Raw genomic sequence first — 23351 nt, 5'->3', positions numbered from 1 at the left:
AAAATTGTACACCTTTTACTGGTACCCGAAATGTTCAACATGCAAAAAAGCCAAAGCGTGGTTAGACCAGCATGGCGTTAGTTATCAAACTGTTGATATGATCAAAGAAGTACCGAAGGCCTCAACGATTGAGACTTGGCTAGAAACGAGTCAAGTACCAATCCGTCGCCTGTTCAACACAAGCGGGATGAAATATCGGGAACTTGGACTGAAAGATCAAGTAGGCGAGTTTACGGCTTCAAAAGCGAGCCAAGTCTTATCGACAGATGGTATGCTGATCAAGCGGCCACTGATCTTACGAGAGGACCAGCTTGTTGCAATTGGATTCAATGAAAAAATTTATGAAGGAGAACTGATATAAAATGGCAGGCAAGCATTTGAAGAAAAAGGACAACCTTTGGATCTTATTTAATGGAAAAGAATACTGTGTTGGTTTGACAAATGAAGCGCAAGAAGAACTTGGAGACATCACGTTTGCCAATCTGCCAAAAGCAGGACAATCGCTAAAAAAAGATGAACCTCTGATCGAAGTTGAAGCGGAAAAAGCGGTCAATGAATTTGCCAGCCCGCTAACGGGTACAGTTTCTTCTGTTAATGATAAAATCGGTGAAGATATCAATATCTTGAATGATTCAGATGAAATGAATGCGTGGATCTTAAGTTTCAAAGATGTTGATCCAAAAGAATTTGACGAATTATAAAATCAGAAAATCACTTGAAAAAAGTTGACACTGATTCTTCCAGTTGCTATAATCATAAGCAATCCTATATGAAACGAGAAAGCTTTGAAAAGAAGAGTACATGTCACGGACGTTTGAAGAGAGCCCTGTTTGCTGAAAATGGGTAACGAAAATGAGATGGAAGATGGTCTTAGAGCAGAGTAAGCGAGCGTAAGCAAACTTACTACGGGAGTGCCCGTTACAGCGCGACAGTATACGGAAAGAAGCTAAGTCCAAGTACTGGAAGAGGCTGTTATTGCGAAGTAACGGTAAATCAAGGTGGTAACACGGAAGTTCAAGCTTTCGTCCTTTTGCTTAAGGCAAGAGGGCGAAGGCTTTTTTGTTTGAAAAATCATAAGAGAAAGATGTGAATGGCATGTCATTAATCCAACTAACGAATGTCAAAAAGACATTCAATGGGAAAAACGGAAACATCCAAGCCGTCAATGACGTTTCACTAAACGTTGAAAAAGGGGATATTTATGGAATCGTCGGCTATTCTGGCGCAGGAAAAAGTACATTAGTCCGTCTCCTGAATGGACTTGAGCTTCCCACGAGCGGCGAAGTGATCGTAAACGATCAAGATATTACAAAATTAAAAAACAAAGAATTACGTACATTCCGAAAGAAAATCGGTATGATCTTCCAGCATTTCAACCTGTTATGGTCAAGAACTGTACTTGAAAATATCCAGCTGCCGCTGGAATTAGCTGGCGTACCAAAGAGCAAACGTAAAGAACGGGCAGAAGAACTGTTGCGTTTAGTCGGGTTAGAAGGACGCGGACAAGCATATCCTTCACAACTTTCCGGCGGACAGAAACAACGCGTCGGTATCGCACGAGCATTGGCAAATGATCCTGAGATCCTGCTTTGTGATGAGGCTACTAGCGCATTGGACCCGCAAACAACAGAAGAAGTATTAGACTTATTGTTAGCGATCAATAAGAAATTGAATTTGACCATCGTCTTGATCACACATGAAATGAATGTGATCCGCAAAATCTGCAACAAAGTCGCTGTGATGGAGTTGGGGAAAGTCGTAGAAGAAGGAGACGTATTGACTGTCTTCAGACAACCGAAAAAAGAAGTAACCAAACGCTTTGTACAACAAGACATCGAACCAGAAGCTGATTCGACAGAACTATTAGCTGAACTCATCAAAGAAAATCCAAGCGGCCGTTTGGCAACTTTGACCTTTAGCGAAAGAAATGCCAACGAGCCAGTCATTTCCCAAGCGATTCGACGCTATAACATCGATGTCAACGTTGTGTATGGAAAGATCAAACAAGTGAAAGAAGGTTCCTTTGGTTCATTGACTGTCTTGATGACTGGTGAAACCAAAGAATTAGATCAAGCAGAAGTGTTCATCAAAGAACAAGGAGTAGGAATTGAGGTGATCCATCGTGGATAAAAGCTTTTCAGAAACATATCTAGATTTTAAACAAATCAACCCGGAAACGATGAATCAGGCTATCCTTGATACACTATATATGACATTAATCTCAATGGTCTTAGTGACGATCATCGGATTAGTTTTGGGATTGATCCTTTACTCTATTGGACGCAAAAACAAACCGTATGCTCGAATCATTTATGGAATCGTATCGATCATCAGTAATATTTTCCGGTCAACGCCATTTATGATCCTGATGGTTTTGATCATTCCATTTACTAAAGCAATCGTAGGCACTATGCTAGGTGCGCAAGCAGCCATTCCAGCTCTTGTTTTATCCGCAGCACCATTTTATGCCCGTCTAGTAGAGATTGCTTTTCGTGAAGTCAGCCCTGGTGTACTGGAAGCAGCAGATGCAATGGGAGCAAGTTACTGGGAAATCATCTGGAAGGTCTTGATACCTGAAAGTATTCCCGCATTGATTTCTGGATTAACAGTTACAACGATCTCGATGATCGGATTTACTGCGATGGCCGGCGCGATCGGCGCAGGTGGACTTGGAGGTCTTGCTTGGCAGGAAGGCTACCAGCGTGGTAATCTGACAGTGACATTCGTTGCGACTTTAATTATTTTACTAATCGTATTTATCGTTCAAGGAATCGGTGATTTCTTAACTAAGAAAACAGACAAAAGATAATAGGATATAGGGGGATGTAGGATATGAAAAAGAAAATTTTTGGATTTGCAGCAGCGCTTTTGCTGACTGTAGGATTAGCAGCATGCGGTAACAACAGCGACAGCAAAGATTCAGCAAATAAAGCAGACGACACGACATTGAAAGTCGGCGCTTCACCGACACCGCACGCAGAGATTTTGGAACATGTGAAACCATTATTGAAAGATGAAGGAATCGATCTTGAAATCGTCAAATTCGATGACTATGTATTACCGAACCAATCTTTGGAAGAAGGCGACATTGATGCCAATTACTTCCAGCATATTCCTTATTTGAACAAAGAAATCAAAGAAAAAGGATATGACTTTGTCAATGCCGGTGCTGTCCACATCGAACCAATGGGCTTGTACTCTAAAAAAGTCAAAGATGTTTCCGAATTAAAAGATGGTGCAACAATCATTACTTCAAATTCTGAATCAGACTGGGGACGCATCATCACAATTCTACAAGATGCTGGCTTAGTCAAAGTCAAAGATGGAGTAGATCTGGAAACAGCAACATTCGATGATATTGAAGAAAACCCTAAGAACTTGAAGTTCAACCATACGATCGACCCATCACTTTTAGCTTCTACGTACCAAAATGATGAAGGTGACCTAGTTGCAATCAACGCAAACTTCGCTTACGGCGCAGGGTTGAATCCATTAGAAGATGCCGTATTGCTTGAAAAGGACAACTCTCCTTACGTGAATATTATTGCGACTCGTAAAGGTGATGAAGACAGTGACAAAATCAAAAAACTGATTGAAGTGCTTCACCGCAAAGAAGTCCAAGAATGGATCACAGACAAATGGGGCGGCTCTGTTAAACCAGTAAAGGCTGATGCAAAATAAGGTATGGAACAAAAAAGATGAGAAATAAGTCTGTAATGGCTTATTTCTCATCTTTTTTATACCTATTCTAATTTAGAAATCAAAATTGTTTAATAATAAATAAAAGATATTTGATTTTAGTAAGGAAGGTCATTGCGCTTCATTCTCAATTAGTCTAAAATGAGTGAGAACGAAAGATAATTTGGGGGTATAATGCATGTCTGTCTTAGAAATAAAAAATCTACATGTGTCGATCGAGGAAAAAGAAATCCTTAAAGGCGTAAACCTAACAATGAAAACCGGAGAAATCCATGCCATCATGGGACCTAACGGCACAGGAAAATCTACCTTATCTGCCGCTATCATGGGCAATCCAAACTATGAAGTAACAGAAGGCGAAATTTTGTTTGACGGGAAAAATGTTTTAGACTTGGAAGTAGATGAACGTGCGCGACTTGGCTTATTTTTAGCTATGCAATATCCAAGTGAGATACCAGGTATCACGAATGCGGAATTCATGCGTGCAGCGATCAATGCGAAACGTGATGAAAACGACAAAATTTCTGTTATGGCATTTTTGAAAAAGTTAGATGAAAAAATGGCTTTACTAAATATGCCAGAAGAAATGGCTGAACGTTATCTGAACGAAGGTTTTTCTGGCGGAGAAAAGAAACGGAATGAGATCCTGCAATTGTTGATGTTAGAACCAACATTTGCAATTTTAGACGAAATCGATTCAGGTCTGGATATCGATGCTTTGAAAGTCGTTGCTAAAGGAGTAAATGAAATGCGCGGAGACAATTTCGGTGCATTGATCATCACCCACTATCAACGATTATTGAACTATATCACACCTGATGTCGTTCACATCATGATGGAAGGCCGAGTAGTCATGACAGGGAATGCTGACCTAGCTAAACGTCTGGAAGCAGAAGGCTACGCTGGTATCAGTAAAGAATTAGGAATCGACTATAAAGAAGAAGAAGCGTAAGGGGGAGCAAGAATGAAAGAAAAAAACTGGCTCGATTATCTTGACGCGGTAAATGATTTTTCTTTAAGTAAAGGCGAACCTGATTGGATGAGAACCTTCCGTCAAGACGCACTAGCGAAAGCAGATGAACTGCCATTGCCGCATATCGATCGGGTGAAATTCCATCGCTGGTCGTTATTTGATGTGAAAGAAACACAAACCATCAGTGAAACAGGCACGATTCCGGCATTTGATGCAATGAAAGACAATCCTGTGCTTGTCCAACAAGGTTCATGGACGATTTTTGAACAACTGCCTGTGGAATTAGCAGAAAAAGGAGTCATTTTTACCGACTTGTTCACTGCAATGATCGAATATCCAGAACTAGTCCAAGAATATTATATGAAAAAAGCAGTAAACATGAACGAAGACCAATTGACTGCACTCCATGTAGCTTTTATGAACAGCGGTATTTTCCTGTATGTGCCTAAAAATGTCGTGATCGATGAACCACTCGAGTCCTTATTCATTCAAGATGGCGCATCCGATGAGCACTTCTTCAAGCATGTGTTGATCGTGGCAGATGAACATAGTGAATTTTCTTATCTGGAACGTTTCCAGACAACCAAAGAACAAGTAGCAAAATCATCAGGTAATATCATCGTGGAAGTCATCGCTAAAGCTGGTTCAAAAATCAAATATTCAGCCGTAGATCAATTAGGAGAAAATATTACTTCTTATATGAATCGCCGTGGGCACATTTTACGAGATGCTTCTGTCGACTGGGCAATTGGTGTCATGAATGACGGTCATGTGATCGCTGACTTTGACTCAGATTTAGCAGGAGAAGGTGCACACGCAGAAGTCAAAATCGTGGCAATCAGCTCGGGCAGACAAATCCAAGGAATCGATACGCGAGTAACCAATAAAGCCCCTCATACGATCGGGCATATTTTGCAACACGGAGTGATCCGAGAAAAAGGAACATTGACCTTTAATGGTATCGGCCACATCTTGAAAGGGGCAAAAGGTGCAGATGCCCAACAAGAAAGTCGTGTCTTGATGCTTTCTGATAAAGCACGTGGTGATGCGAATCCTATTCTTTTGATCGATGAAAACGAAGTAACTGCTGGACATGCTGCCAGTGTAGGACGAGTTGATCCAGAAGAAATGTACTATCTGATGAGTCGAGGATTGCATAAAGAAGAAGCAGAGCGCTTAGTGATTCGAGGATTCCTCGGTTCTGTCTTAACAGCAATCCCTGTAGAACAAGTTCGGAAAGAATTAGTCGAAGTAATCGAAGGGAAGTTGAATGGATGATCGATGCTAAAAAGCTACGCAATGATTTTCCTATCTTATTTCAAGACGTCAATGATGAACCTTTAGTTTATCTGGATAATGCAGCGACGACCCAAAAGCCAAAACAAGTACTCCAGGCATTAGCGCACTATTACGAACACGATAACGCCAATGTTCATCGCGGTGTCCATACGTTAGCAGAACGCGCGACCCATGATTATGAACAAGCAAGAGAAAAAGTACGGGCGTTCATCCATGCAAAAGAAACAGCAGAAGTGCTGTTTACTCGTGGTACGACGACAAGCTTGAATTGGGTAGCCAGAAGCTTCGGCGACCGCTATATCAAAGCAGGAGACGAGATAGTGCTCTCTTACATGGAACATCATTCTAATGTTATCCCGTGGCAGCAGTTGGCAAAACGAACAGGTGCTGTCTTGAAATATATCGAACTAACAGAAGAAGGCTTCCTGGATATGGAGGATGCAGCGAAAAAGATTACGGACAAAACCAAAATCGTCTCCATTGCTCATGTATCCAATGTCTTAGGTGTCATCAATCCTGTTCAAGAATTAGCTGAACTTGTCCATGAAAACGGCGGGGTCATCGTAGTAGATGGTGCTCAATCTGCCCCGCACATGACCATTGATGTTCAAGCACTAGACTGTGATTTCTTTGCTTTCAGCGGACACAAAATGTGCGGACCAACAGGTATCGGTGTTTTATATGGTAAACGAAAATGGTTAGAAGAAATGGAACCTGTTGAATTTGGTGGCGAAATGATCGATTTTGTCGAATTATACGACAGTACATGGAAAGAACTACCTTGGAAATTCGAAGCAGGGACACCAAATATCGCTGGCGCTATCGCATTAGGTCATGCAATCGATTATTTGCAAGAACTCGGCATGGACAATATCCATCGATATGAAGAAGAACTAGCCGCTTATGTGTTGCCAAAATTACAAGCAATCGATGGATTGACTGTTTATGGTCCGCAAGACCCGAATTTTCGGACAGGAGTCATTGCGTTCAATTTGGATGGGTTACATCCCCATGATGTCGCGACAGCTTTAGACATGGAAGGGGTAGCCGTTAGAGCAGGTCATCATTGTGCGCAACCGCTATTGAAGTACCTTGAAGTATCAGCGACTGCTCGCGCCAGCTTTTATTTCTACAACACAACGCAAGACGCCGACCGTTTAGTTGAAGCAATCATGGCAACAAAGGAGTTTTTCCAACATGGGACTATCTAAATTAGACAATTTATACCGTCAAGTGATCTTGGATCATTCTTCCCATCCACATCATCGTGGAAGCTTGACTGACTCGACAAGCAAGATCGAATTGAACAACCCCACATGTGGAGATGTGATCGAATTGCAAGTTGATGTAAAAGATGGAATCATCAAAAATATCGCCTTTGACGGCAGCGGCTGTTCCATCAGTACAGCAAGTGCCTCGATGATGACAGATGCCGTCATTGGAAAATCAATAGAAGAAGCAGAACATTTAACTGTAGACTTTCTACAGCTTGTCCAAGGAAAAGAAGTCAAAGATCCCGACCAATTAGGCGATGCTGCTATGCTTGGTGGTGTAGCTAAATTTCCCGCTCGGATCAAATGTGCGACACTTGCCTGGAAAGCACTAGGAAAAGCAATGGAAAACGATGGTACCGCAGCTTTCCATCATTACCACAAGGAAGAGGAGTGAGAACATGGGCGTACCAGAATTAGAAGAATATAAATTCGGGTTTCACGATGATGTCGAACCGGTTTTCAGTACAGGAGAAGGCTTGACAGAAGAAGTGATCCGTGAGATGTCAAGAATCAAAGGCGAACCAGAATGGATGCTTGAATTCCGTCTGAAATCTCTAGAAACATTCAATAAAATGCCAATGCAAACATGGGGGCCCGACCTTTCAGACATCGATTTCGATGCCATCAAATATTACCAAAAACCAAGTGACAAACCCGCTCGTGACTGGGAAGACGTACCAGAAAAAATCAAAGATACATTTGAAAAGATTGGTATACCAGAAGCTGAACGAGCTTATCTAGCCGGTGCTTCCGCACAATATGAATCAGAAGTCGTGTACCATAATATGAAAGATGAATTCGAAAAGTTAGGAATCGTCTTTACTGACACTGACTCTGCTTTGAAAGAATACCCTGAATTATTCAAAGAGTACTTTTCAAAACTTGTACCGCCAACCGACAACAAATTAGCAGCGCTGAATTCAGCCGTATGGTCAGGTGGCACCTTTATTTACGTGCCAAAAGGCGTCAAAGTCGATGTTCCATTACAAACGTACTTCCGGATCAATGCGGAAAACACGGGGCAATTCGAACGTACGCTGATCATTGTTGACGAAGGAGCAAGCATCCACTATGTCGAAGGTTGTACGGCACCTACTTATTCAAGTAATAGTCTGCATGCTGCCATCGTAGAAATCTTTACAAGAAAAGATGCGTATTGCCGTTACACCACGATCCAAAACTGGTCAGACAATGTGTACAACTTAGTAACCAAACGAGCAAAAGCATACGAAGGCGCAACCGTTGAATGGATCGACGGAAACTTAGGTGCAAAAACAACGATGAAATACCCAAGTGTTTACTTAGATGGAAAAGGTGCACGAGGCACCATGCTCTCCATCGCCTTTGCAGGAGCAAACCAAATCCAAGATACGGGTGCAAAAATGATCCATAATGCACCAAATACATCTAGCTCTATCGTCTCTAAATCAATTTCAAAAGACGGCGGAGAAGTAAACTATCGAGGACAAGTAACCTTTGCCAAAAACAGTGCGGGTTCGATCTCTCATATCGAATGTGACACGATCATCATGGACGAATGGTCGAAATCCGATACGATCCCATTCAATGAGATCCACAACAGCCAAGTCTCTTTAGAACACGAAGCCAAAGTCTCAAAAATCTCAGAAGAACAACTCTACTATCTGATGAGCCGAGGCCTGACCGAATCTGAAGCAACTGAAATGATCGTCATGGGCTTTGTTGAACCATTCACCAAAGAACTTCCAATGGAATATGCAGTCGAACTCAACCGATTGATCAGTTATGAGATGGAAGGCAGTGTTGGGTAAACCTGTTATAGGAGCTAGAACCCTTGATATATAAGGGTTCTAGCTTTTTTGTTTTGCCTGTATACTAGAAATGACCAGATTTTGACCAGCTCTTTTACTGATGAGCCATCATATCAGCAAAGTCTTGACCTGTTTTCTTAGGTGCATTATTTGTAAGATGTGCATAGATGTCTAATGTCACTTTACTATTTTCATGCCCTAATCGTTGTTGAACTACCTTGACAGATTCTCCTGCTTCTAATAATAAACTAGCATGTGTATGTCTAAACCCATGAGGTGTAATACGAGGCAAGTTATATTTTTTCAAAATATATCTTAACCAATCATTAACAGTGTTTGGAATGTATAGAGTGTTTTTAACTGTTGTAAAAACATGTTGCTCTTTAGAGCTAGTATTGTATCCAAGTTTTAAATACTCTTCTTTTTGCTGTAATTTCCAGTTGTTGAGGATAGAAAGAGTCTCAGTATCTAAAGAGATAACTCGTCTAGAAGCTCTTGTTTTCGGAGATTGAATTATAACTTTACCAAATTCATCTACAGCAAGAGTTTTATTGACATGTAGTTCTTTATTAAACGTGTCTATGTCTTTCCACTGTAAAGCGAGTACTTCACTCTTTCTCATACCTGTGTATGCCAATAATCTGAAGAAGGCGTATTGTTTCATGTTACCAAAATCTTTAAAAGCATCCAGTAAATTATTAAGCTCCTCTTTTGAGTAAAATTTACGATTTTTCTCATACTCTTTTTTTCGTGGAAGAAGTGTTTTTTCCATAGGATTATTGTCAATATATTGCATTGCAACCCCGTAGCGTAAAATTTGTGCAGTCTGTTTTCTCATATAATCGTAACTTTCATATTTACTGTGCCATTCATCTACCACTTTTTGACAATATGGGACAGAGATATTCGATAGTTTAAGCTTACCAAATGCTGGAAGTACTTGATTATTTGCGTATCTTACTGAGATTGCGATTGTTGAAGCTTTAACACTGGTACGCTGATGAGTTATCCATTCATTATACAGGTCTTCAAATGTCATATCAGGTGCTTTCTTTTTAACACCGTATAATATTTGATGTCTGTACTCGTCATAATCTTTTTGAGCTTCTTGTTTGCTACTAAAACCTCTTCTCGTAGTATTTATTTTTTCACCAGTTCGTGGATCGGTGGCAATGTGTCCTTTATACATCCACGCCACTTGACCGTTTTTCTTTTTGTACTTTGATATTTTTGCCATGAAATCATCTCCTCTTAGTTTACAAGGAGTACTTACCACTAGATGGTATCACCTCCCTTCATTTTTTTCTTAGTGTATTTTTTCCCAATTGATGAAATCGTTTGTTCTAGCTTGTTTATATTATCAGTAATTTCTCTCACAGCTTCTTCGGGATAAGACATGTCTTTCAATTGAATAGGTAGCCATTCATCTACCATTCTTTCTAGTAGTTCTTCTATACTGCTAGTGAGGAAAAGAATGTTATTGTCAAATTCTTCTACAATAGCATTGATGAATAATTCTTCTATTTTTAAGATATTGAAAAGACTAATTTTTTCATTTTTAACTTTATTACAAGTCTTGTTAGCAATAAATTCTTGCATCTCTGGTTCTAATTTGGAATATCTATCTAGCCATGTATCTAAATTAGAGTGTACTGGCGGGAACTGTTGACGAAGATGCTGGAACAGGTTTTTATCTGGAAATGTTATACCATCTAGTACAATGCTATCTCTATAAAGAATAATTCCCAAAATATATTCTTCTACATTGCCACAAACTAACTCTTCTATACTCATATTTCCCAAATCAGCAATTCGGGATAATCGCTCTGGTATTGGTAAATAGGTTCCCTTCTCCCATTCGTAGATAGTTTTTTTGTCAATCAATTGACCATTGTTAATCATAAGACCAAATGCTGGTTGTGTTAATTTTTTACTCTTTCTTATAGCTTTTATTTTTGTTCCGAGTATCTTTTTTCGTTCTAAATAATTTATTGGTGGACGCTTTATCATATTGACCACACCTCCTAAAATTAGTATACCTCAAAAAAAGGGGGTGTTGTAAATAAATTTACACAACATATCAACACCCCTTTTATATCGAGGTATTATGTGTATGTCGATGAACTGATAATCATTTTTTATTTGATTAATCGGTTAATAACAACAAAATACTTTTATTTTGAGCAAATAATACGAAGATGATTCTTAGAAAATTTGTTCAAGTAATCACGAAAGGAGGGGGAAATATGTCTCTACAAATCATTGATAGCATTGTTTCTATACAAGTTGAACAACAAGTGAAAGAGATAATTACAGTGCTAAAGCCTATGCTAGAAGACATTATTTCTGGTGTTACTCTAGAGTATATGGACTATCAGCAGGCAAGTGAATATCTAGGTGTATCAGTAGGAACGATTAGAAAATATGTTTCTCAATACGGGTTACCTGTTATAAAAATTGATACGGTCATTAGATTCAAAAAATCTGATATTGATAGTTTCATGGAACGGTATAAAGGTTGAGTAAACAAATAAGACTAAAACATATAGTAATAAAGAGTTTGTTTTTATTATCTGTATGTTTTAGTCTTTAACAGAATTTTATAAGGAGGAAATACCAATGATTAATATTTATGTAGATCAAGAAAAACTATTAGAGAAGCCAGTTACAAAAAAAGAAAAAACTGATATAAGAGAAAGATGTTTAGATAACTATAGAGAAGTTACAAGAGATGAATTTGTAGAGATACTAAATTCATCACTATCTTTTATTCCAAGCAAGACAAAGAATAAAAGTAACAAAGATGAGGACTTTGTAGAAACTAGAGTAATTATTCTGGATGTCGATAACACTGTTAAAGATGAGAATAATAATGTAGTAGATTTGAGTAAAGATGATAGTAGATACTTAAGCATAGAAAAGGCTTTATCTATCAATTTAGTTCGTAACTTTGCGTTTGCGATACAAAAAAGCATCCGGTACTCTGAACATCTAGAAAAATTCAAAATTGTCTTTATTCTAAAAGAAGCCATTACTGATCATAGTAAAATGGTTGCTGTTTACGAATACTTGAAAAAGAACATACCTGGGTGTGATGACAATGTAAAGGCTTCGAATAGAATGTTTTTTGGGGGGTATAAGTCAGATGCAGTGATAATAATTAATGAAGCCAACACATTAGATATTGCTGAGTATCCGATTGACTTCACCGTGACAAGTTCTAAAAATTGTCAGAACAATTTAGGAAGACATTATGACGTAGCAAATGAAACCGATTTTGTTAAGTTAATAAAGAATGAAGACAGGGAAGAAATGCAACAGTGGTTTAAAGATTGCTTATTTGATCCCTCCGACATGTCTTTTAATGAGATTTATGAAAGATTGTTAACCATTGATATGAACAAATTACTTAAGTCAAGTAAAAACTTAAGATGTCTGTTTCACGACGACCATAATCCCTCTGCTAGTATTTTTACCGGGAAAAGTGGTCATTCCATTTTTCATTGTCATTCTAGTAATTGTGGTGTCAGTGTAGATTTTATTGGGGTTGTGATGTTAATTCTAAAGAAAGATAGTCGGGTAGAAGCCTTTAATTGGCTATTAGAGAACCTAGACCTGTATCCTACACATTTTCGAAAATTGAAAGAGGAATCAAAAGTACTTTTTGACACTCTTGAATCTATGGAAGACAAGCTTTTCAGGACAATAAAGAATTATCTAGAGGAAATGCGACGTGTCTATGATACCTTGCTTTTGGATGTTCAGTTTCTTGACTACAGTAAAGGAAGCGTGACTTGTATTATGTCGGGAGAACAACTAGCTAAAAAAATGTCTTTTTACTATGGTGAAGAGAGTGTTTCCTCAGTAGGTAAATGGAATAAGTTATTATCATTTATGACTTTTATAGGTTTGATAAAAAAACTAGATGACGATGATATCCCTATGGATATGCTCGAGTATCTGAATAAGCAAAAGAAAGATAAAGCGTTACGTGAAAAAGGTGGGAACTCTAGTTATAAGAGAAGCAATGTCTATCGACTAAATGCCTTTAATGCAACTTCTGTGATTCAAGAATTGACTGAAAATATTATGCCCTCACTGGAAAAATACCACTTTATATATCAACATTTTTCTTATGCTTGGGTTAAGATGTGCTTTAGCGAGGAAGAGGCTAAAAAAGTATTCCCGCAAAATTCCCGATCAGAACTTAGCAAGGAAAAACAATTGATTCTAGATGAGGCACATGAAGTTTTACAGGGCTTATCGTGGCAAGGAACATATATAATGACAGAGAAAGAACTTACTAACACTGTTTGTGAACGTCTACGTAATGTTGGGAATAACAGCGTGGAAAATGCTTTAAAAGAAAACAGAGGCTACTTTGTTAAACAAGGATTCACTCTTGAACGAGCTTCTAAGGATATTAAGAGACTATACAATGTGAAAGCAAGTAGTAGTTTTTTAGTCTACCTAGCAAAAGGAGCAGGGATAAATGAAGTAATAAAAGAATTGATATTATCAGGAGTTGAATTAGTTCCTCTTTATCAATTTACAAGTGTAACAAGAGATGATGGACGGAGAGTAAGGAAGAGAAAAGACCCAATTGTATTAAACTAGACAGGTTATCCATAGCTCTTAATCTTATTTCATCTCAATACACCCACCGTTAAAGTTCGGTGGGTTATTTATTTTTCAATCTTTCAATAGCTGATTGCGTTCATTTTCTTGCCTTTTTAATAGCTTCATATAGTCAATTGTTCGAACTGCATCTTCAGTGCTAAGAGAACGATAGAGAGCCAAAAACTCTTCCTCATAATCTACGACAACATTGTCTAGAAAATGGCTTACAGGGGTTCCTAGGGCTCTAGAAAGAGCTGTTAAGCTATCGAGGTTAGGCTCTGTTACAGAATTTTCCCATCTTGCTACTGCCTGTTGTGTAGAGAAGATTTTTTCAGCTAATTCTTTTTGTGTCCACCCGAGAGCTTTTCGCTTTTCTCTAATGACCTTTGCATATTGTTTCTGTTTCATTAATACACCCCCATCTCAGTATAGTACAACAAGTTGTTGTATTTGTAATGGTATTTGAAGTTTTTTATATTTTATGAGTTGAAATACATCATATTGTTGTATATAATAAAACAGGAGGGGAGAATCATGAAAAAAGTAAGTAATCTCAGCCGATACAGAAAAGAAAAAGGACTTTCTCAAACGGAGTTAGCAAAAAAAATGAATGTTACACAGCAATGTGTAAGTTCGTGGCAAACAGGGAGAACGATTCCTAAACCCTATCAAATGAAGATGCTTTCTGAGATATTAAGTGTACCAATGAATGAGCTGTTTTCTGATGTATTTAATAAAGTAAACAGTTAACTAATAAGCAATTGAATGATTTTAGGAGGAGAAGACATGTATTGTAGAAAATGTGGCAAAGAAATAACAGATGAAAGTAAGTATTGCCAGTTTTGTGGAGCACTACAAGAAACAGATGAGACAACCGGAACAGACACAGTAAAGAAAAGTACTGAGCAGACAATTAATGAAATGAAGGAACAAATCGTACATGGACAAGAGACAGGGAAGCTGTATTTGATTATTGGTTGGATTTCTATGGTAGTATCGTTAGCATTTATTCCTGTTGTATTTGGTGCTGTTGCTGTTATTATGGGCTACTTATATCGAGAAAAAGATGAGAAAATGGGTACGATTTTGATGATAGCAGGGGTAGCTGGAGCAATCTTTGGTGTACTTTTAGGGATGTCAATGTACTGATAAGAGGGATAAGAGCAAATTATTTTGGAGATAGGAGATAAAAAGTTGAATAAAGTAAATATGAACAAGAAGTTTGTCATTATAGGTATTGTTGTCTTGGCTATTATAGGTATTATTTTTTCAAAAATGACAGGTACATCTGGATTAGAGAAGTCATCAAAACCATTGGTAACACAGATTTTACAAGAACAGTACAACTTAAATCGATCATGTGATGATGTGACGATTACTCATGAAAATGGAGATAACACATACCGGGCTAAAGCTATATTAGACAATGGAAGTGCTATCAACATAAATATTGAGTACTATCCAAAGAAAGACCGTATATATGTGGAGATACCATATGCTGAGGTGTTAATGTTAAATTGATTTAAATGTATTATGCATACCGTCCAAACAGGAACTCCCAAAGGTGTAAATTCACTAGGGAGTTTTTATAGTTTCCTATAAATTAAATACTAATACAGGTGACAAAAAAATATTACAATGATTGTCGGGAATTTTTATGTTATTCACTGTTATAACAATATAAAAGAAATGAAAAAGAAAAAATTATTATGGATATGTTTGGTATTTTTATTGATAATTGGTGGAATTGAAATACTTACTACATGTAGATTAGAAATAAATCAGTTTAAACATTTGCTAGTTAATTTTTAAGAATACTAGCCCAAATCATTCTATCGATACCTTTATATCTCGGAATGATTGAAATTGGCTATTGCTTACTGATTTTTACCAAAAAAACAAGTATCACTATTGTTGCCTATATTGTTGGAATGCTGTTTATTCCATCCTTTACTCACCAAATTCATCAATTTTTCCCAAGAGCAGAATTGTTGAAGTTGTGTGATCCGTTATATGCATTTTTGATGCTTTCACGATTTTGGGAATTTCCCGCTGGTTATGTAGGAATGGTTTTACTGGTATAGTTAATATTAGATATACTTATTTTAGCAGTAAGTATACGCAGATATACCCTAGTTGATGTGATCTAACTGTTATATTACCCTATACGGTCAAACGAAAAGATAAAAAATTAAATTCCCTGTTGATTGCGCTATCATAATGTGCTATTATTGGATTACAGCAAAATAACGTTATTGGCATGTTACTGATTATGCAGGCAAGACCAAGACAAACTAACACTTCAATGTTGATTGGGGCGTGGTTTGACTTGGTCTTTTTTACTGCTTTAAGGAGAGAGAATAATGGATTACAGAGAAGTAGGAAGAAATGTATTGCAACAGGTTGGGGGAAAAGAAAATGTGGTCAGCTTAACCCATTGTGCCACCAGACTGCGTTTTGAACTCAAAGATAAAAGGAAAGCCGATACGAAAGCCTTAGAAAAAACACTTGGTGTAATTAGTGTGGTGGATAGCGGTGGACAATACCAAGTGGTGATTGGCAATGAAGTCCAAACAGCCTTCAAGGAAATTCAAAAGGAAGTGGGAACTTCAATTAAAAAGGGCCCCTCTTCAGACAATCAAGAAAGTATTATTTCAAGATTGATTAGTGTCATTTCTACCACCTTTACACCGATGATTCCAGCTATAACAGGTGCCGGGATGGTAAAAGCCATTTTGGCCGTCTTGACTTTGACTGGTGTACTATCAGACAGTAGTCAAACTTACATCATTTTGAATACTATTGCTGATGCAGCCTTTTATTTTATGCCAGTACTATTAGCCTATGGGGCAGCCATAAAGTTTGATGTCAACCCAATTTTGGCGATTACTGTTGCTGGCATTTTGCTTCATCCAAATATTTCACAGCTTTTTTCTACTGGCGATGCCGTTTCTTTTCTAGGAATTCCGGTATTAGCTGCAGATTATGCGGGATCAGTTTTACCGATTATCTTTACTGTTTGGATCATGTCCTATGTAGAGCCCTTTGCGGATCGAATTTCGCCTTCGTTTATTAAATTCTTTACTAAGCCGATGCTGGTATTTTTAATTATGGGGCCTTTAGCGTTGGTTGTCATTGGACCGTTTGGAACGTTGCTGAACGATCTTATAGCAATGGGGGCTGAATGGATTAACGGCAAAGCAGCTTGGTTAATTCCATTTTTGATGGGTGGTTTGCAGCCATTTTTGGTGGTTACGGGTACAGCTTGGGCAATGACGCCAATCGCTACTATGCAATTGAGCAGTACGGGTTCTGAAATGATCAATGGGCCAGGAATGCTGGCTTCTAATATTGCTCAATCAGGTGCTACCTTTGCTGTAGCCGCGAAAACTAAAAACAAAGAGTTGAAGCAGCTAGCTGTGTCCACTGGGATCACTGCTTTAATGGGAATTACTGAGCCTTCACTCTATGGAGTAACCTTGAAGCTGAAAAAACCATTAGTTGCTTCCATGATTGGTGGTGCAATTGCTGGTTTGTATGCTGGCTTGAGCGGTTTAGTCAGATATGCCTTTGTTTCCCCTGGCTTAGCAGCCTTACCAGCCTTTATTGGAGAAAATCCAATGAATATTGTTCACGCAATTATTACGTGTGTAATCGCCTTTGTTGCAACCTTTATCATTGCTTATCTAATTGGATTTGACGATACTTCTGATGAATCAGAGCAAACGGCAATAGCCGAAGCAGTCATTGTTGAAAATCCGGTAAAAGGAACCGTGTGTCCTATTTCTGAAGTGAACGATGCTGTCTTTTCTAAGGGACTATTGGGAAAGGGCGTAGCCATTCATCCAGAAGAAAACAGCATTTATTCACCTGTTGAGGGAGAAGTCATTACTATTTTAGAATCTAAACATGCGATTGGTCTACGTTCTAAAGAAGGTATTGAATTATTGATCCATGTGGGGATCGACACCGTGAATTTAAAAGGGGAACCCTTTGAAGTATTTGTAAAAGCAGGAGATCAGGTGTCAGCAGGACAATTATTAATCAACGCCGATTTCGCTGCCATTAGAAACGCTGGCTACGATGATACAGTGATTGTGGTAGTGACCAACAGTGAAAATTACGCAGGAATTAGTGAAGCAAGCGGAAGCTTAAAGGAACACGAACCATTGATGCAAATTAGTTAAGGAGAGGATTTTTGTGCAATACAAACAGCTTTCAGCATTTCCAGAGAAGTTTTTATGGGGTGCCTCCATTAGTGCCTACCAGGCAGAGGGTGCCTATCAGGAGGATGGGAAACAACCGTCTATTATTGACAAGTATCAGCATACAGAAGGGGTAGCTAATTTTGAAGTTGCCTCGGATTTTTACCATCACTATAAAGAAGATATACAGCTGTTTAAAGAATTAGGCTTAAAAGCTTTTCGCTTTTCCATCGCTTGGACGCGAATTATGGATATTGAAAATAATAAAACCAATCAAAAGGGAATTTCTTTTTATCATCAAGTAATTGATGAATGCCTGAATCAGGGAATCGAACCGATTGTCACCATGTACCATTTCGATTTACCTTATTTTCTAGAGGAGCAGGGCGGTTGGTTAAATCGAGCAACTATCGATTATTTTGTGGACTATGTACAGGTATTGCTTACTGAGTATGGTGACAAGGTGAACTATTGGCTGACAATTAATGAGCAAAACACGATGATCCTTCATCCTGGAGCGATTGGTTTGCCACCAAGTGGAGAGCTGCCTTCAAAAAAAGAACTCTTTCAAATTAATCACCATGTTTTATTAGCTCAAGCTAGAGTAATTCACTTGTATCATCAGTTGAATCTTAAAGGAAAAATCGGTCCAGCAATCAATTTAACGGCTATGTATCAAGCTACCTCCAGTCCAGAAGATGCAATTGCAGCCCATAATTGGGAAACATTGAGAGGCTGGTCTTTCTTAGATGTAGCAGTTCGGGGAAAATACAATTATTTGTTTGAAAACTATTTGAATGATCGTGGATTATATCCTAAAATTGAGGCAGAGGATCAGGCAATTTTATCCTCCGGTAAACCCGATTTTATTGCGATTAATTATTATTCAACTGCCACCATCGCTGCCAGCAAAAATGACGGATCAGATGTTTCCGCTAGAGCGGGGGATCAACAGATCATGTTGGGAGAAGAAGGTGTCTACCGGGCAGCTGAAAATCCTTATGTAGATAAAACGCCATATGGCTGGGTAGTTGACCCTACTGGACTACGATTAACATTGAGGAAATTGTACGATCGCTATGATTTACCTATTTTAATTACTGAAAATGGCTATGGGGCACCCGACATAGTTGAGGAAGATAGACGAATTAATGACCAGGATCGAATTGATTATCTAGCCAAACATATTCTGGCTATTCAAGCAGCTTTAACAGATGGTGTAGATGTTTTTGGTTATTTACCTTGGTCAGCGATTGATGTTGTTAGTACCCATCAAGGCTTCAATAAGCGTTATGGTTTTATATATGTTGACCGAACCGATGAGAATCTTAAAGAATTAAAACGAATAAAAAAAGAAAGCTTCTTTTGGTATCAAAAAGTAATCGCAAGAAATGGCTTAGCTTAGAGAGAACGGTGAATCTAATGAGAGTAATTAAAACGTTAAACAACAGTTTAATTCTTTGCTTAGATAAGCAAGGCAAAGAAGTAATTTTGATGGGGAAAGGGATTGGATTTCAACTAAAGAAAGGCGATTTGGTTCCGGCTGACAAAATCCAAAAAGTATTTAAATTAGATTCACTTTCTGATGCTCTAAAAAAGGATTACATTAAACTGTTTGAGGCTGCTCCGGATGATCTAATTATTTGCGTCAAGCGAATTATCGATTATGCCAACGCCAAGTTTGACTTTAAGCTGAATAAAAGTCTATTTTTTACCTTGGTTGATCACTTGAAGCATGCCATTGAACGCAGTCAAAAAGGCATTGTTTTTCAAAATCGCCTGCTGATTGAAATTCAAAAGTATTACCCAAAAGAATTTGAGATCGGCTGCTATGCTATCCAATTGATCAACAAAAAAATGAATGTTCAGTTGCCAGAAGAGGAGGCTGGAAACATTGCGTTTCACATTGTAAATGCCCAAAGTGAACAAGCAAATATGGAAGAAACCATGCTCTCGGTAAGAGCACTAAAGGATATCTTGGCTATGCTAGGATATCTGTTTCCCGAAAAAAAGGTTGATAAAGATTCGATGCTTTACTTAAGATTTGTGACGCATTTACAGTTTTTTATTGCCCGAATGATTAAGAAGGAAGAGTTGCCGGAGAAGGATGATTTTTTGCTGGCTTCAGTGAAGCAGCGTTTTCCGAAAGAGTATCGGGCGGCCTTGAAAATCAAGGAGTACGTTCAAGAAGAGATGGGTGCCTCAGCAAATCAGGACGAACTGCTTTATCTAACACTGCATATTTCAAGGGTGTACTGAATGAAGAAAATATCGGCTGCACAATATATAAAGACTTGTTGGTTGTGCTAAGGCTCCTGATTCCTTGGAAAATTCTTCTAACAGTGCGGAGGTGAATGTTTCGACCTCTACCAGTGAAGTGGTAAAGTGTTCACAAGAAACTACTAGCTTGCCAGAAGAGCTACTTGGAGATTGGCAGATTAATAATAAGGATGCTGGTATAGAGATATCAGACAGTAAAGCTGTATTCCGTATAGGAAGGTCTCAAGTAGAGTCAAAGGATTATTATGTAGATGTAAACAACAAAATGCTTTTACATGTCTATTTTTCTTTTGAGTATGATAGTGTGAAATACATTGAAGTCTCTATTGAAAGAACTGGTTATAGTGAATTTATTAGTAAAAGCGTGGGAATTTTAACTATGCACACTAAAGATGGACAATATATAAGTTTGGGTGTGAAGAGAGTTTCCGGTGAGAATAATGAGACAGAAGCAGTTACGGAGCAGACGATGGATGAAAGAATCGATTCATCTAAGAGTAATGAGACAGAAGTAGATACTGGGAAGACGATAGATGAAAGAATTGATTCATTCATCGAAACATACACAGCTATACCACCTACTTGGAAGCTTGTAAATGAAGATAAAGGAATCACGATAAATACTGATACAGAGATTTCTACAGATGCTCAATCTTTATCAGATTTATTAGCTAATCTAACAGGTATCAGTAATGCAGTGACAGAGCAAGTTGGTAAAGACATTCCACTTCGGTTACTTGAAAATGGGAAAAAAGATTATTCTGTGGTATTTAAGAACGGACAGGTAACTGATTACAACGAAGTATTTAAAAAAGTTATTGAATAATGATTCTTCCATCTTTTTCATTTATTTACCCTACCCCGTTGTTATATGACCGTACTTATACATCTCCAGTAGCTTAGGATAAGCTACTGGGGGTATTTTTTTTCGGATTTGGAGCCCGACTATATTTATTTGTATCTGAAATGAAACGGAGATAGTTTCATTAAACGTTGATATATAAGTGTTTTAGACTGTTTCAGGTAGTGATTTTAGTGAAAAAATTTTTAAGAAATTTGTATATTTTATACTACTAGACAGTACTGTTTTTTTATGAAAAAATCATATGTAATTGTTTCATATGTATCTGAAATGGTTCTAAAGATAACTATGTAGAAATATAAAAAATAAGTTAACGATCAGTCTAAGTTATATCAAACAACGTTAGACTCCTTTCGCGTAGTTTATTAGCAAGAATAAGTTTCTTTCTTTTTTTTTTGCTTTTTCTAAAAGGGAGTATGCTAAAATAAGAGGGTATATAGCAACTTTAAATAAGAGATAGGAGTGTATCTTTTTGGGTGCAGAATTAAATCAAAAATTATTTAGTGCGGCAGATAATCTCCGTAGTAAAATGGATGCGTCAGAATATAAAAATTATTTATTGGGACTGATTTTCTATAAATATTTATCCGATCGATTGTTGGAACAAGTGGTTCTTTTAGCAGATGAATCCTTAGAGGAATATGACACAGTAAGCAAACAAACAATGTTGTATCGTGAATTACTTTCAGATGAAGAATCAAAAGAAGATCTGATTGCCACAATCGTTGATATTTTGGGATATGCAATTGCACCAGAGTATCTTTTCAACGTCTTAGCGGATCAAGCAAAACAAGCAACGTTCCAATTGAACGATCTAAACAAAGCCTTTGTGCAATTGGCATCTACCTACAATCAATTTAATGGGTTATTTGATGATGTGGATCTCCAATCAAAAAAACTAGGAACAGATGAGCAACAACGAAATGTGACGATTACCGAAGTCATCAAGAAATTGAATGATGTAGATGTTTTAGAACACGATGGGGACGTGATCGGGGATGCGTATGAGTTTCTGATCAGTCAATTTGCTTCAGAAGCAGGGAAGAAAGCCGGAGAATTTTACACACCTCATATGGTTTCTGATATGATGGCGCAAATCGTAACGCTCGATCAAAAGGAACGACGATTCTTTAGTGTTTTTGATCCAACGATGGGTTCAGGTTCATTGATGTTAAACGTACGTAACTACTTAACACACCCAGATAACGTTAAATATCATGGGCAAGAACTAAATACAACGACATACAATCTAGCAAAAATGAACTTGATTTTACATGGTGTCGACGCCGAAGAAATGAATCTCCGCAATGGGGATACGTTGAATAAGGACTGGCCAACAGATGAACCTTACACATTTGATGCAGTAGTAATGAACCCACCTTATTCGGCTAATTGGTCAGCAGATACGACTTTCTTAGATGATTCTCGGTTTAATCGTTATGGGAAATTAGCGCCAAAATCCAAAGCAGATTTTGCGTTTCTTCTTCATGGGTTCTATCATTTGAAGGAAACAGGTACCATGGCCATCGTCTTACCACACGGAGTTTTATTCCGTGGCGCTGCAGAAGGGGTCATCCGTCAAAAATTACTAGAAGATGGCAGTATTTATGCTGTGATCGGTATGCCTGCGAACTTGTTCTTTGGGACATCGATTCCAACGACGGTGATTGTGTTGAAGAAGAATCGTCAAACTCGAGATGTATTATTCATTGATGCTAGTCGTGAATTTGTTAAAGGGAAAAATCAAAATAAACTATCGGAAGAAAACATTCAAAAAATCCTCGAAACCTACGCTGAAAGAAAAGATGTCGAGAAATACGCTCATTTGGCAACCTTTGATGAAATCAAAGAAAATGACTATAACTTAAATATCCCACGCTATGTAGATACTTTCGAAGAAGAAGAACCAATTGATATGGTTCATGTCGGAAATGACATCAAGAAGATACGACAAGAACAGCAAGTGCTAGAAAAAGAACTTTTAGAAGCTATCTCTTCCCTGCAAACAACACCTGAAAATGAAGCGTGGTTACAAGGTGCGCTGGAGGTGTTTAAGCATGAGTAATGATACACGACCAGAAATCCGTTTCCCAGGATTTACAGAGGATTGGGAAGAGCGGAAGTTGGGGGAATTGACTGAATCATTCGACGGGAAACGTGTTCCTATCGATTCAGATCTTCGTATTTCAGGTAAATACCCTTATTATGGTGCTACGGGAATTATCGATTATGTCGATGATTATATATTCAATGGTGGTTCTGTTGCAAAGTTTTAAATAAAGAATAAAATCCCTTACGGTATCTATGATTTAAGCTGGGATTCCCAATAATACCTTGATTTCAGTACAG

The 23351-nt window shown here is 38.0% G+C and carries 25 protein-coding genes and 1 other annotated feature; of the genes, 22 read left to right on the top strand and 3 right to left on the bottom strand.

The window, feature by feature from the left end; genetic code table 11:
- Window positions 1-4: 4 nt before the first annotated feature.
- The 10 genes from DIZ30_RS00470 (at window position 5) to sufB (ending at window position 9035) form a co-directional block, all read left to right on the top strand.
- The gene (locus DIZ30_RS00470) at window positions 5-361 is read left to right on the top strand and encodes an arsenate reductase family protein (RefSeq protein ID WP_002295166.1); all 357 of its coding nucleotides are present in this window, start codon (window positions 5-7) and stop codon (window positions 359-361) included.
- A gap of 1 nt (window position 362) precedes the next feature.
- On the top strand, window positions 363-701 hold the full coding sequence (locus DIZ30_RS00465) for a glycine cleavage system protein H (protein ID WP_002291179.1): 339 nt from the start codon (window positions 363-365) through the stop codon (window positions 699-701).
- 75 nt (window positions 702-776) lie between these two features.
- Window positions 777-1033: a binding site (T-box leader), on the top strand.
- A gap of 62 nt (window positions 1034-1095) precedes the next feature.
- Window positions 1096-2130 carry a methionine ABC transporter ATP-binding protein gene (locus DIZ30_RS00460; RefSeq protein ID WP_002304234.1) on the top strand — a complete coding sequence of 345 codons (1035 nt, stop codon included), beginning with the start codon at window positions 1096-1098 and terminating at the stop codon, window positions 2128-2130.
- Window positions 2123-2809: a methionine ABC transporter permease gene (locus DIZ30_RS00455; RefSeq protein WP_002287674.1), complete on the top strand. Its 687-nt coding sequence runs from the start codon at window positions 2123-2125 to the stop codon at window positions 2807-2809. Before DIZ30_RS00460 ends, DIZ30_RS00455 begins: the two co-directional genes overlap by 8 nt.
- Window positions 2810-2832: 23 nt before the next feature.
- A complete protein-coding gene (locus DIZ30_RS00450) occupies window positions 2833-3681 on the top strand; it encodes a MetQ/NlpA family ABC transporter substrate-binding protein (protein WP_002287678.1) in 849 nt (282 codons plus the stop codon).
- A 196-nt stretch (window positions 3682-3877) separates the two neighbouring features.
- A complete protein-coding gene (sufC, locus tag DIZ30_RS00445) occupies window positions 3878-4651 on the top strand; it encodes a Fe-S cluster assembly ATPase SufC (RefSeq protein ID WP_002287679.1) in 774 nt (257 codons plus the stop codon).
- A 12-nt stretch (window positions 4652-4663) separates the two neighbouring features.
- Complete coding sequence (gene sufD / locus DIZ30_RS00440) at window positions 4664-5950, top strand: Fe-S cluster assembly protein SufD (RefSeq protein WP_002287681.1); 1287 nt, start codon at window positions 4664-4666, stop codon at window positions 5948-5950.
- Window positions 5947-7182 carry a cysteine desulfurase gene (locus DIZ30_RS00435; RefSeq protein ID WP_002325111.1) on the top strand — a complete coding sequence of 412 codons (1236 nt, stop codon included), beginning with the start codon at window positions 5947-5949 and terminating at the stop codon, window positions 7180-7182. Before sufD ends, DIZ30_RS00435 begins: the two co-directional genes overlap by 4 nt.
- The gene (gene sufU / locus DIZ30_RS00430; protein WP_002287684.1) at window positions 7169-7639 is read left to right on the top strand and encodes a Fe-S cluster assembly sulfur transfer protein SufU; all 471 of its coding nucleotides are present in this window, start codon (window positions 7169-7171) and stop codon (window positions 7637-7639) included. The genes DIZ30_RS00435 and sufU overlap by 14 nt, the downstream gene beginning before the upstream one ends.
- 4 nt (window positions 7640-7643) lie before the next feature.
- The gene (sufB, locus tag DIZ30_RS00425; RefSeq protein WP_002287686.1) at window positions 7644-9035 is read left to right on the top strand and encodes a Fe-S cluster assembly protein SufB; all 1392 of its coding nucleotides are present in this window, start codon (window positions 7644-7646) and stop codon (window positions 9033-9035) included.
- A gap of 94 nt (window positions 9036-9129) precedes the next feature.
- On the opposite strand, the gene DIZ30_RS00420 is transcribed toward sufB, so the two are convergent.
- Together DIZ30_RS00420 and DIZ30_RS00415 are read right to left on the bottom strand one after the other, a co-directional pair.
- Complete coding sequence (locus DIZ30_RS00420) at window positions 9130-10272, bottom strand: site-specific integrase (RefSeq protein WP_109023036.1); 1143 nt, start codon at window positions 10270-10272, stop codon at window positions 9130-9132.
- A gap of 38 nt (window positions 10273-10310) precedes the next feature.
- Window positions 10311-11045, bottom strand: a complete 735-nt coding sequence (locus tag DIZ30_RS00415; RefSeq protein WP_002287709.1) for a helix-turn-helix transcriptional regulator — start codon at window positions 11043-11045, stop codon at window positions 10311-10313.
- Window positions 11046-11281: 236 nt separating this feature from the next.
- Between DIZ30_RS00415 and DIZ30_RS00405 the strand changes: the two genes are divergently transcribed.
- Window positions 11282-11557: a helix-turn-helix domain-containing protein gene (locus DIZ30_RS00405; protein ID WP_002287723.1), complete on the top strand. Its 276-nt coding sequence runs from the start codon at window positions 11282-11284 to the stop codon at window positions 11555-11557.
- A 97-nt stretch (window positions 11558-11654) separates the two neighbouring features.
- A complete protein-coding gene (locus tag DIZ30_RS00400) occupies window positions 11655-13652 on the top strand; it encodes a hypothetical protein (protein WP_002380578.1) in 1998 nt (665 codons plus the stop codon).
- 75 nt (window positions 13653-13727) lie between these two features.
- On the opposite strand, the gene DIZ30_RS00395 is transcribed toward DIZ30_RS00400, so the two are convergent.
- On the bottom strand, window positions 13728-14063 hold the full coding sequence (locus DIZ30_RS00395) for a helix-turn-helix domain-containing protein (RefSeq protein WP_002301912.1): 336 nt from the start codon (window positions 14061-14063) through the stop codon (window positions 13728-13730).
- Window positions 14064-14189: 126 nt separating this feature from the next.
- On the opposite strand from DIZ30_RS00395, the gene DIZ30_RS00390 reads away from it, so the two are divergent.
- The 10 genes from DIZ30_RS00390 (at window position 14190) to DIZ30_RS00345 (ending at window position 23278) form a co-directional block, all read left to right on the top strand.
- A complete protein-coding gene (locus DIZ30_RS00390) occupies window positions 14190-14405 on the top strand; it encodes a helix-turn-helix transcriptional regulator (protein WP_002298398.1) in 216 nt (71 codons plus the stop codon).
- A gap of 36 nt (window positions 14406-14441) precedes the next feature.
- The gene (locus tag DIZ30_RS00385) at window positions 14442-14804 is read left to right on the top strand and encodes a zinc ribbon domain-containing protein (protein ID WP_002298396.1); all 363 of its coding nucleotides are present in this window, start codon (window positions 14442-14444) and stop codon (window positions 14802-14804) included.
- Window positions 14805-14849: 45 nt separating this feature from the next.
- Window positions 14850-15176: a hypothetical protein gene (locus DIZ30_RS00380; RefSeq protein ID WP_002298394.1), complete on the top strand. Its 327-nt coding sequence runs from the start codon at window positions 14850-14852 to the stop codon at window positions 15174-15176.
- A gap of 335 nt (window positions 15177-15511) precedes the next feature.
- Window positions 15512-15739, top strand: coding sequence for a hypothetical protein (locus tag DIZ30_RS13580; RefSeq protein ID WP_002298392.1), 228 nt, complete (start codon window positions 15512-15514; stop codon window positions 15737-15739).
- Window positions 15740-16018: 279 nt separating this feature from the next.
- Window positions 16019-17842: a beta-glucoside-specific PTS transporter subunit IIABC gene (locus DIZ30_RS00370; RefSeq protein WP_002298390.1), complete on the top strand. Its 1824-nt coding sequence runs from the start codon at window positions 16019-16021 to the stop codon at window positions 17840-17842.
- A 13-nt stretch (window positions 17843-17855) separates the two neighbouring features.
- Window positions 17856-19265 (top strand): glycoside hydrolase family 1 protein, encoded by a 1410-nt coding sequence (locus DIZ30_RS00365; protein WP_002298389.1) that lies wholly within the window; start codon window positions 17856-17858, stop codon window positions 19263-19265.
- Window positions 19266-19282: 17 nt separating this feature from the next.
- Window positions 19283-20119: a PRD domain-containing protein gene (locus DIZ30_RS00360; RefSeq protein WP_002298387.1), complete on the top strand. Its 837-nt coding sequence runs from the start codon at window positions 19283-19285 to the stop codon at window positions 20117-20119.
- Between the two features lie 64 nt (window positions 20120-20183).
- On the top strand, window positions 20184-20966 hold the full coding sequence (locus DIZ30_RS00355) for a hypothetical protein (protein ID WP_002317770.1): 783 nt from the start codon (window positions 20184-20186) through the stop codon (window positions 20964-20966).
- A 508-nt stretch (window positions 20967-21474) separates the two neighbouring features.
- Window positions 21475-23067, top strand: a complete 1593-nt coding sequence (locus tag DIZ30_RS00350) for a type I restriction-modification system subunit M (RefSeq protein WP_078131146.1) — start codon at window positions 21475-21477, stop codon at window positions 23065-23067.
- Window positions 23060-23278: a restriction endonuclease subunit S gene (locus DIZ30_RS00345; protein WP_002392002.1), complete on the top strand. Its 219-nt coding sequence runs from the start codon at window positions 23060-23062 to the stop codon at window positions 23276-23278. The genes DIZ30_RS00350 and DIZ30_RS00345 overlap by 8 nt, the downstream gene beginning before the upstream one ends.
- Window positions 23279-23351: the final 73 nt, after the last annotated feature.

The sequence above is a fragment of the Enterococcus sp. H57 genome (assembly GCF_003112495.1).
Taxonomy (GTDB): Bacteria; Bacillota; Bacilli; order Lactobacillales; family Enterococcaceae; genus Enterococcus_B; species Enterococcus_B faecium.
This window is presented reverse-complemented; position numbering and strand designations above follow the sequence as displayed.

What these genes read in the sequence shown, in the direction of transcription:
- DIZ30_RS13580 (WP_002298392.1), top strand. Translation starts at nt 15,512, where the DNA reads ATGATTGAAATTGGCTATTGCTTACTGATTTTTACCAAAAAAACAAGT.
- sufU (WP_002287684.1), top strand. Translation starts at nt 7,169, where the DNA reads ATGGGACTATCTAAATTAGACAATTTATACCGTCAAGTGATCTTGGAT.
- DIZ30_RS00385 (WP_002298396.1), top strand. Translation starts at nt 14,442, where the DNA reads ATGTATTGTAGAAAATGTGGCAAAGAAATAACAGATGAAAGTAAGTAT.
- DIZ30_RS00370 (WP_002298390.1), top strand. Translation starts at nt 16,019, where the DNA reads ATGGATTACAGAGAAGTAGGAAGAAATGTATTGCAACAGGTTGGGGGA.
- DIZ30_RS00345 (WP_002392002.1), top strand. Translation starts at nt 23,060, where the DNA reads ATGAGTAATGATACACGACCAGAAATCCGTTTCCCAGGATTTACAGAG.
- DIZ30_RS00400 (WP_002380578.1), top strand. Translation starts at nt 11,655, where the DNA reads ATGATTAATATTTATGTAGATCAAGAAAAACTATTAGAGAAGCCAGTT.
- DIZ30_RS00435 (WP_002325111.1), top strand. Translation starts at nt 5,947, where the DNA reads ATGATCGATGCTAAAAAGCTACGCAATGATTTTCCTATCTTATTTCAA.
- DIZ30_RS00415 (WP_002287709.1), bottom strand. Translation starts at nt 11,045, where the DNA reads ATGATAAAGCGTCCACCAATAAATTATTTAGAACGAAAAAAGATACTC.
- DIZ30_RS00405 (WP_002287723.1), top strand. Translation starts at nt 11,282, where the DNA reads ATGTCTCTACAAATCATTGATAGCATTGTTTCTATACAAGTTGAACAA.
- DIZ30_RS00460 (WP_002304234.1), top strand. Translation starts at nt 1,096, where the DNA reads ATGTCATTAATCCAACTAACGAATGTCAAAAAGACATTCAATGGGAAA.
- sufB (WP_002287686.1), top strand. Translation starts at nt 7,644, where the DNA reads ATGGGCGTACCAGAATTAGAAGAATATAAATTCGGGTTTCACGATGAT.
- DIZ30_RS00390 (WP_002298398.1), top strand. Translation starts at nt 14,190, where the DNA reads ATGAAAAAAGTAAGTAATCTCAGCCGATACAGAAAAGAAAAAGGACTT.
- sufD (WP_002287681.1), top strand. Translation starts at nt 4,664, where the DNA reads ATGAAAGAAAAAAACTGGCTCGATTATCTTGACGCGGTAAATGATTTT.
- DIZ30_RS00450 (WP_002287678.1), top strand. Translation starts at nt 2,833, where the DNA reads ATGAAAAAGAAAATTTTTGGATTTGCAGCAGCGCTTTTGCTGACTGTA.
- sufC (WP_002287679.1), top strand. Translation starts at nt 3,878, where the DNA reads ATGTCTGTCTTAGAAATAAAAAATCTACATGTGTCGATCGAGGAAAAA.
- DIZ30_RS00395 (WP_002301912.1), bottom strand. Translation starts at nt 14,063, where the DNA reads ATGAAACAGAAACAATATGCAAAGGTCATTAGAGAAAAGCGAAAAGCT.
- DIZ30_RS00360 (WP_002298387.1), top strand. Translation starts at nt 19,283, where the DNA reads ATGAGAGTAATTAAAACGTTAAACAACAGTTTAATTCTTTGCTTAGAT.
- DIZ30_RS00420 (WP_109023036.1), bottom strand. Translation starts at nt 10,272, where the DNA reads ATGGCAAAAATATCAAAGTACAAAAAGAAAAACGGTCAAGTGGCGTGG.
- DIZ30_RS00465 (WP_002291179.1), top strand. Translation starts at nt 363, where the DNA reads ATGGCAGGCAAGCATTTGAAGAAAAAGGACAACCTTTGGATCTTATTT.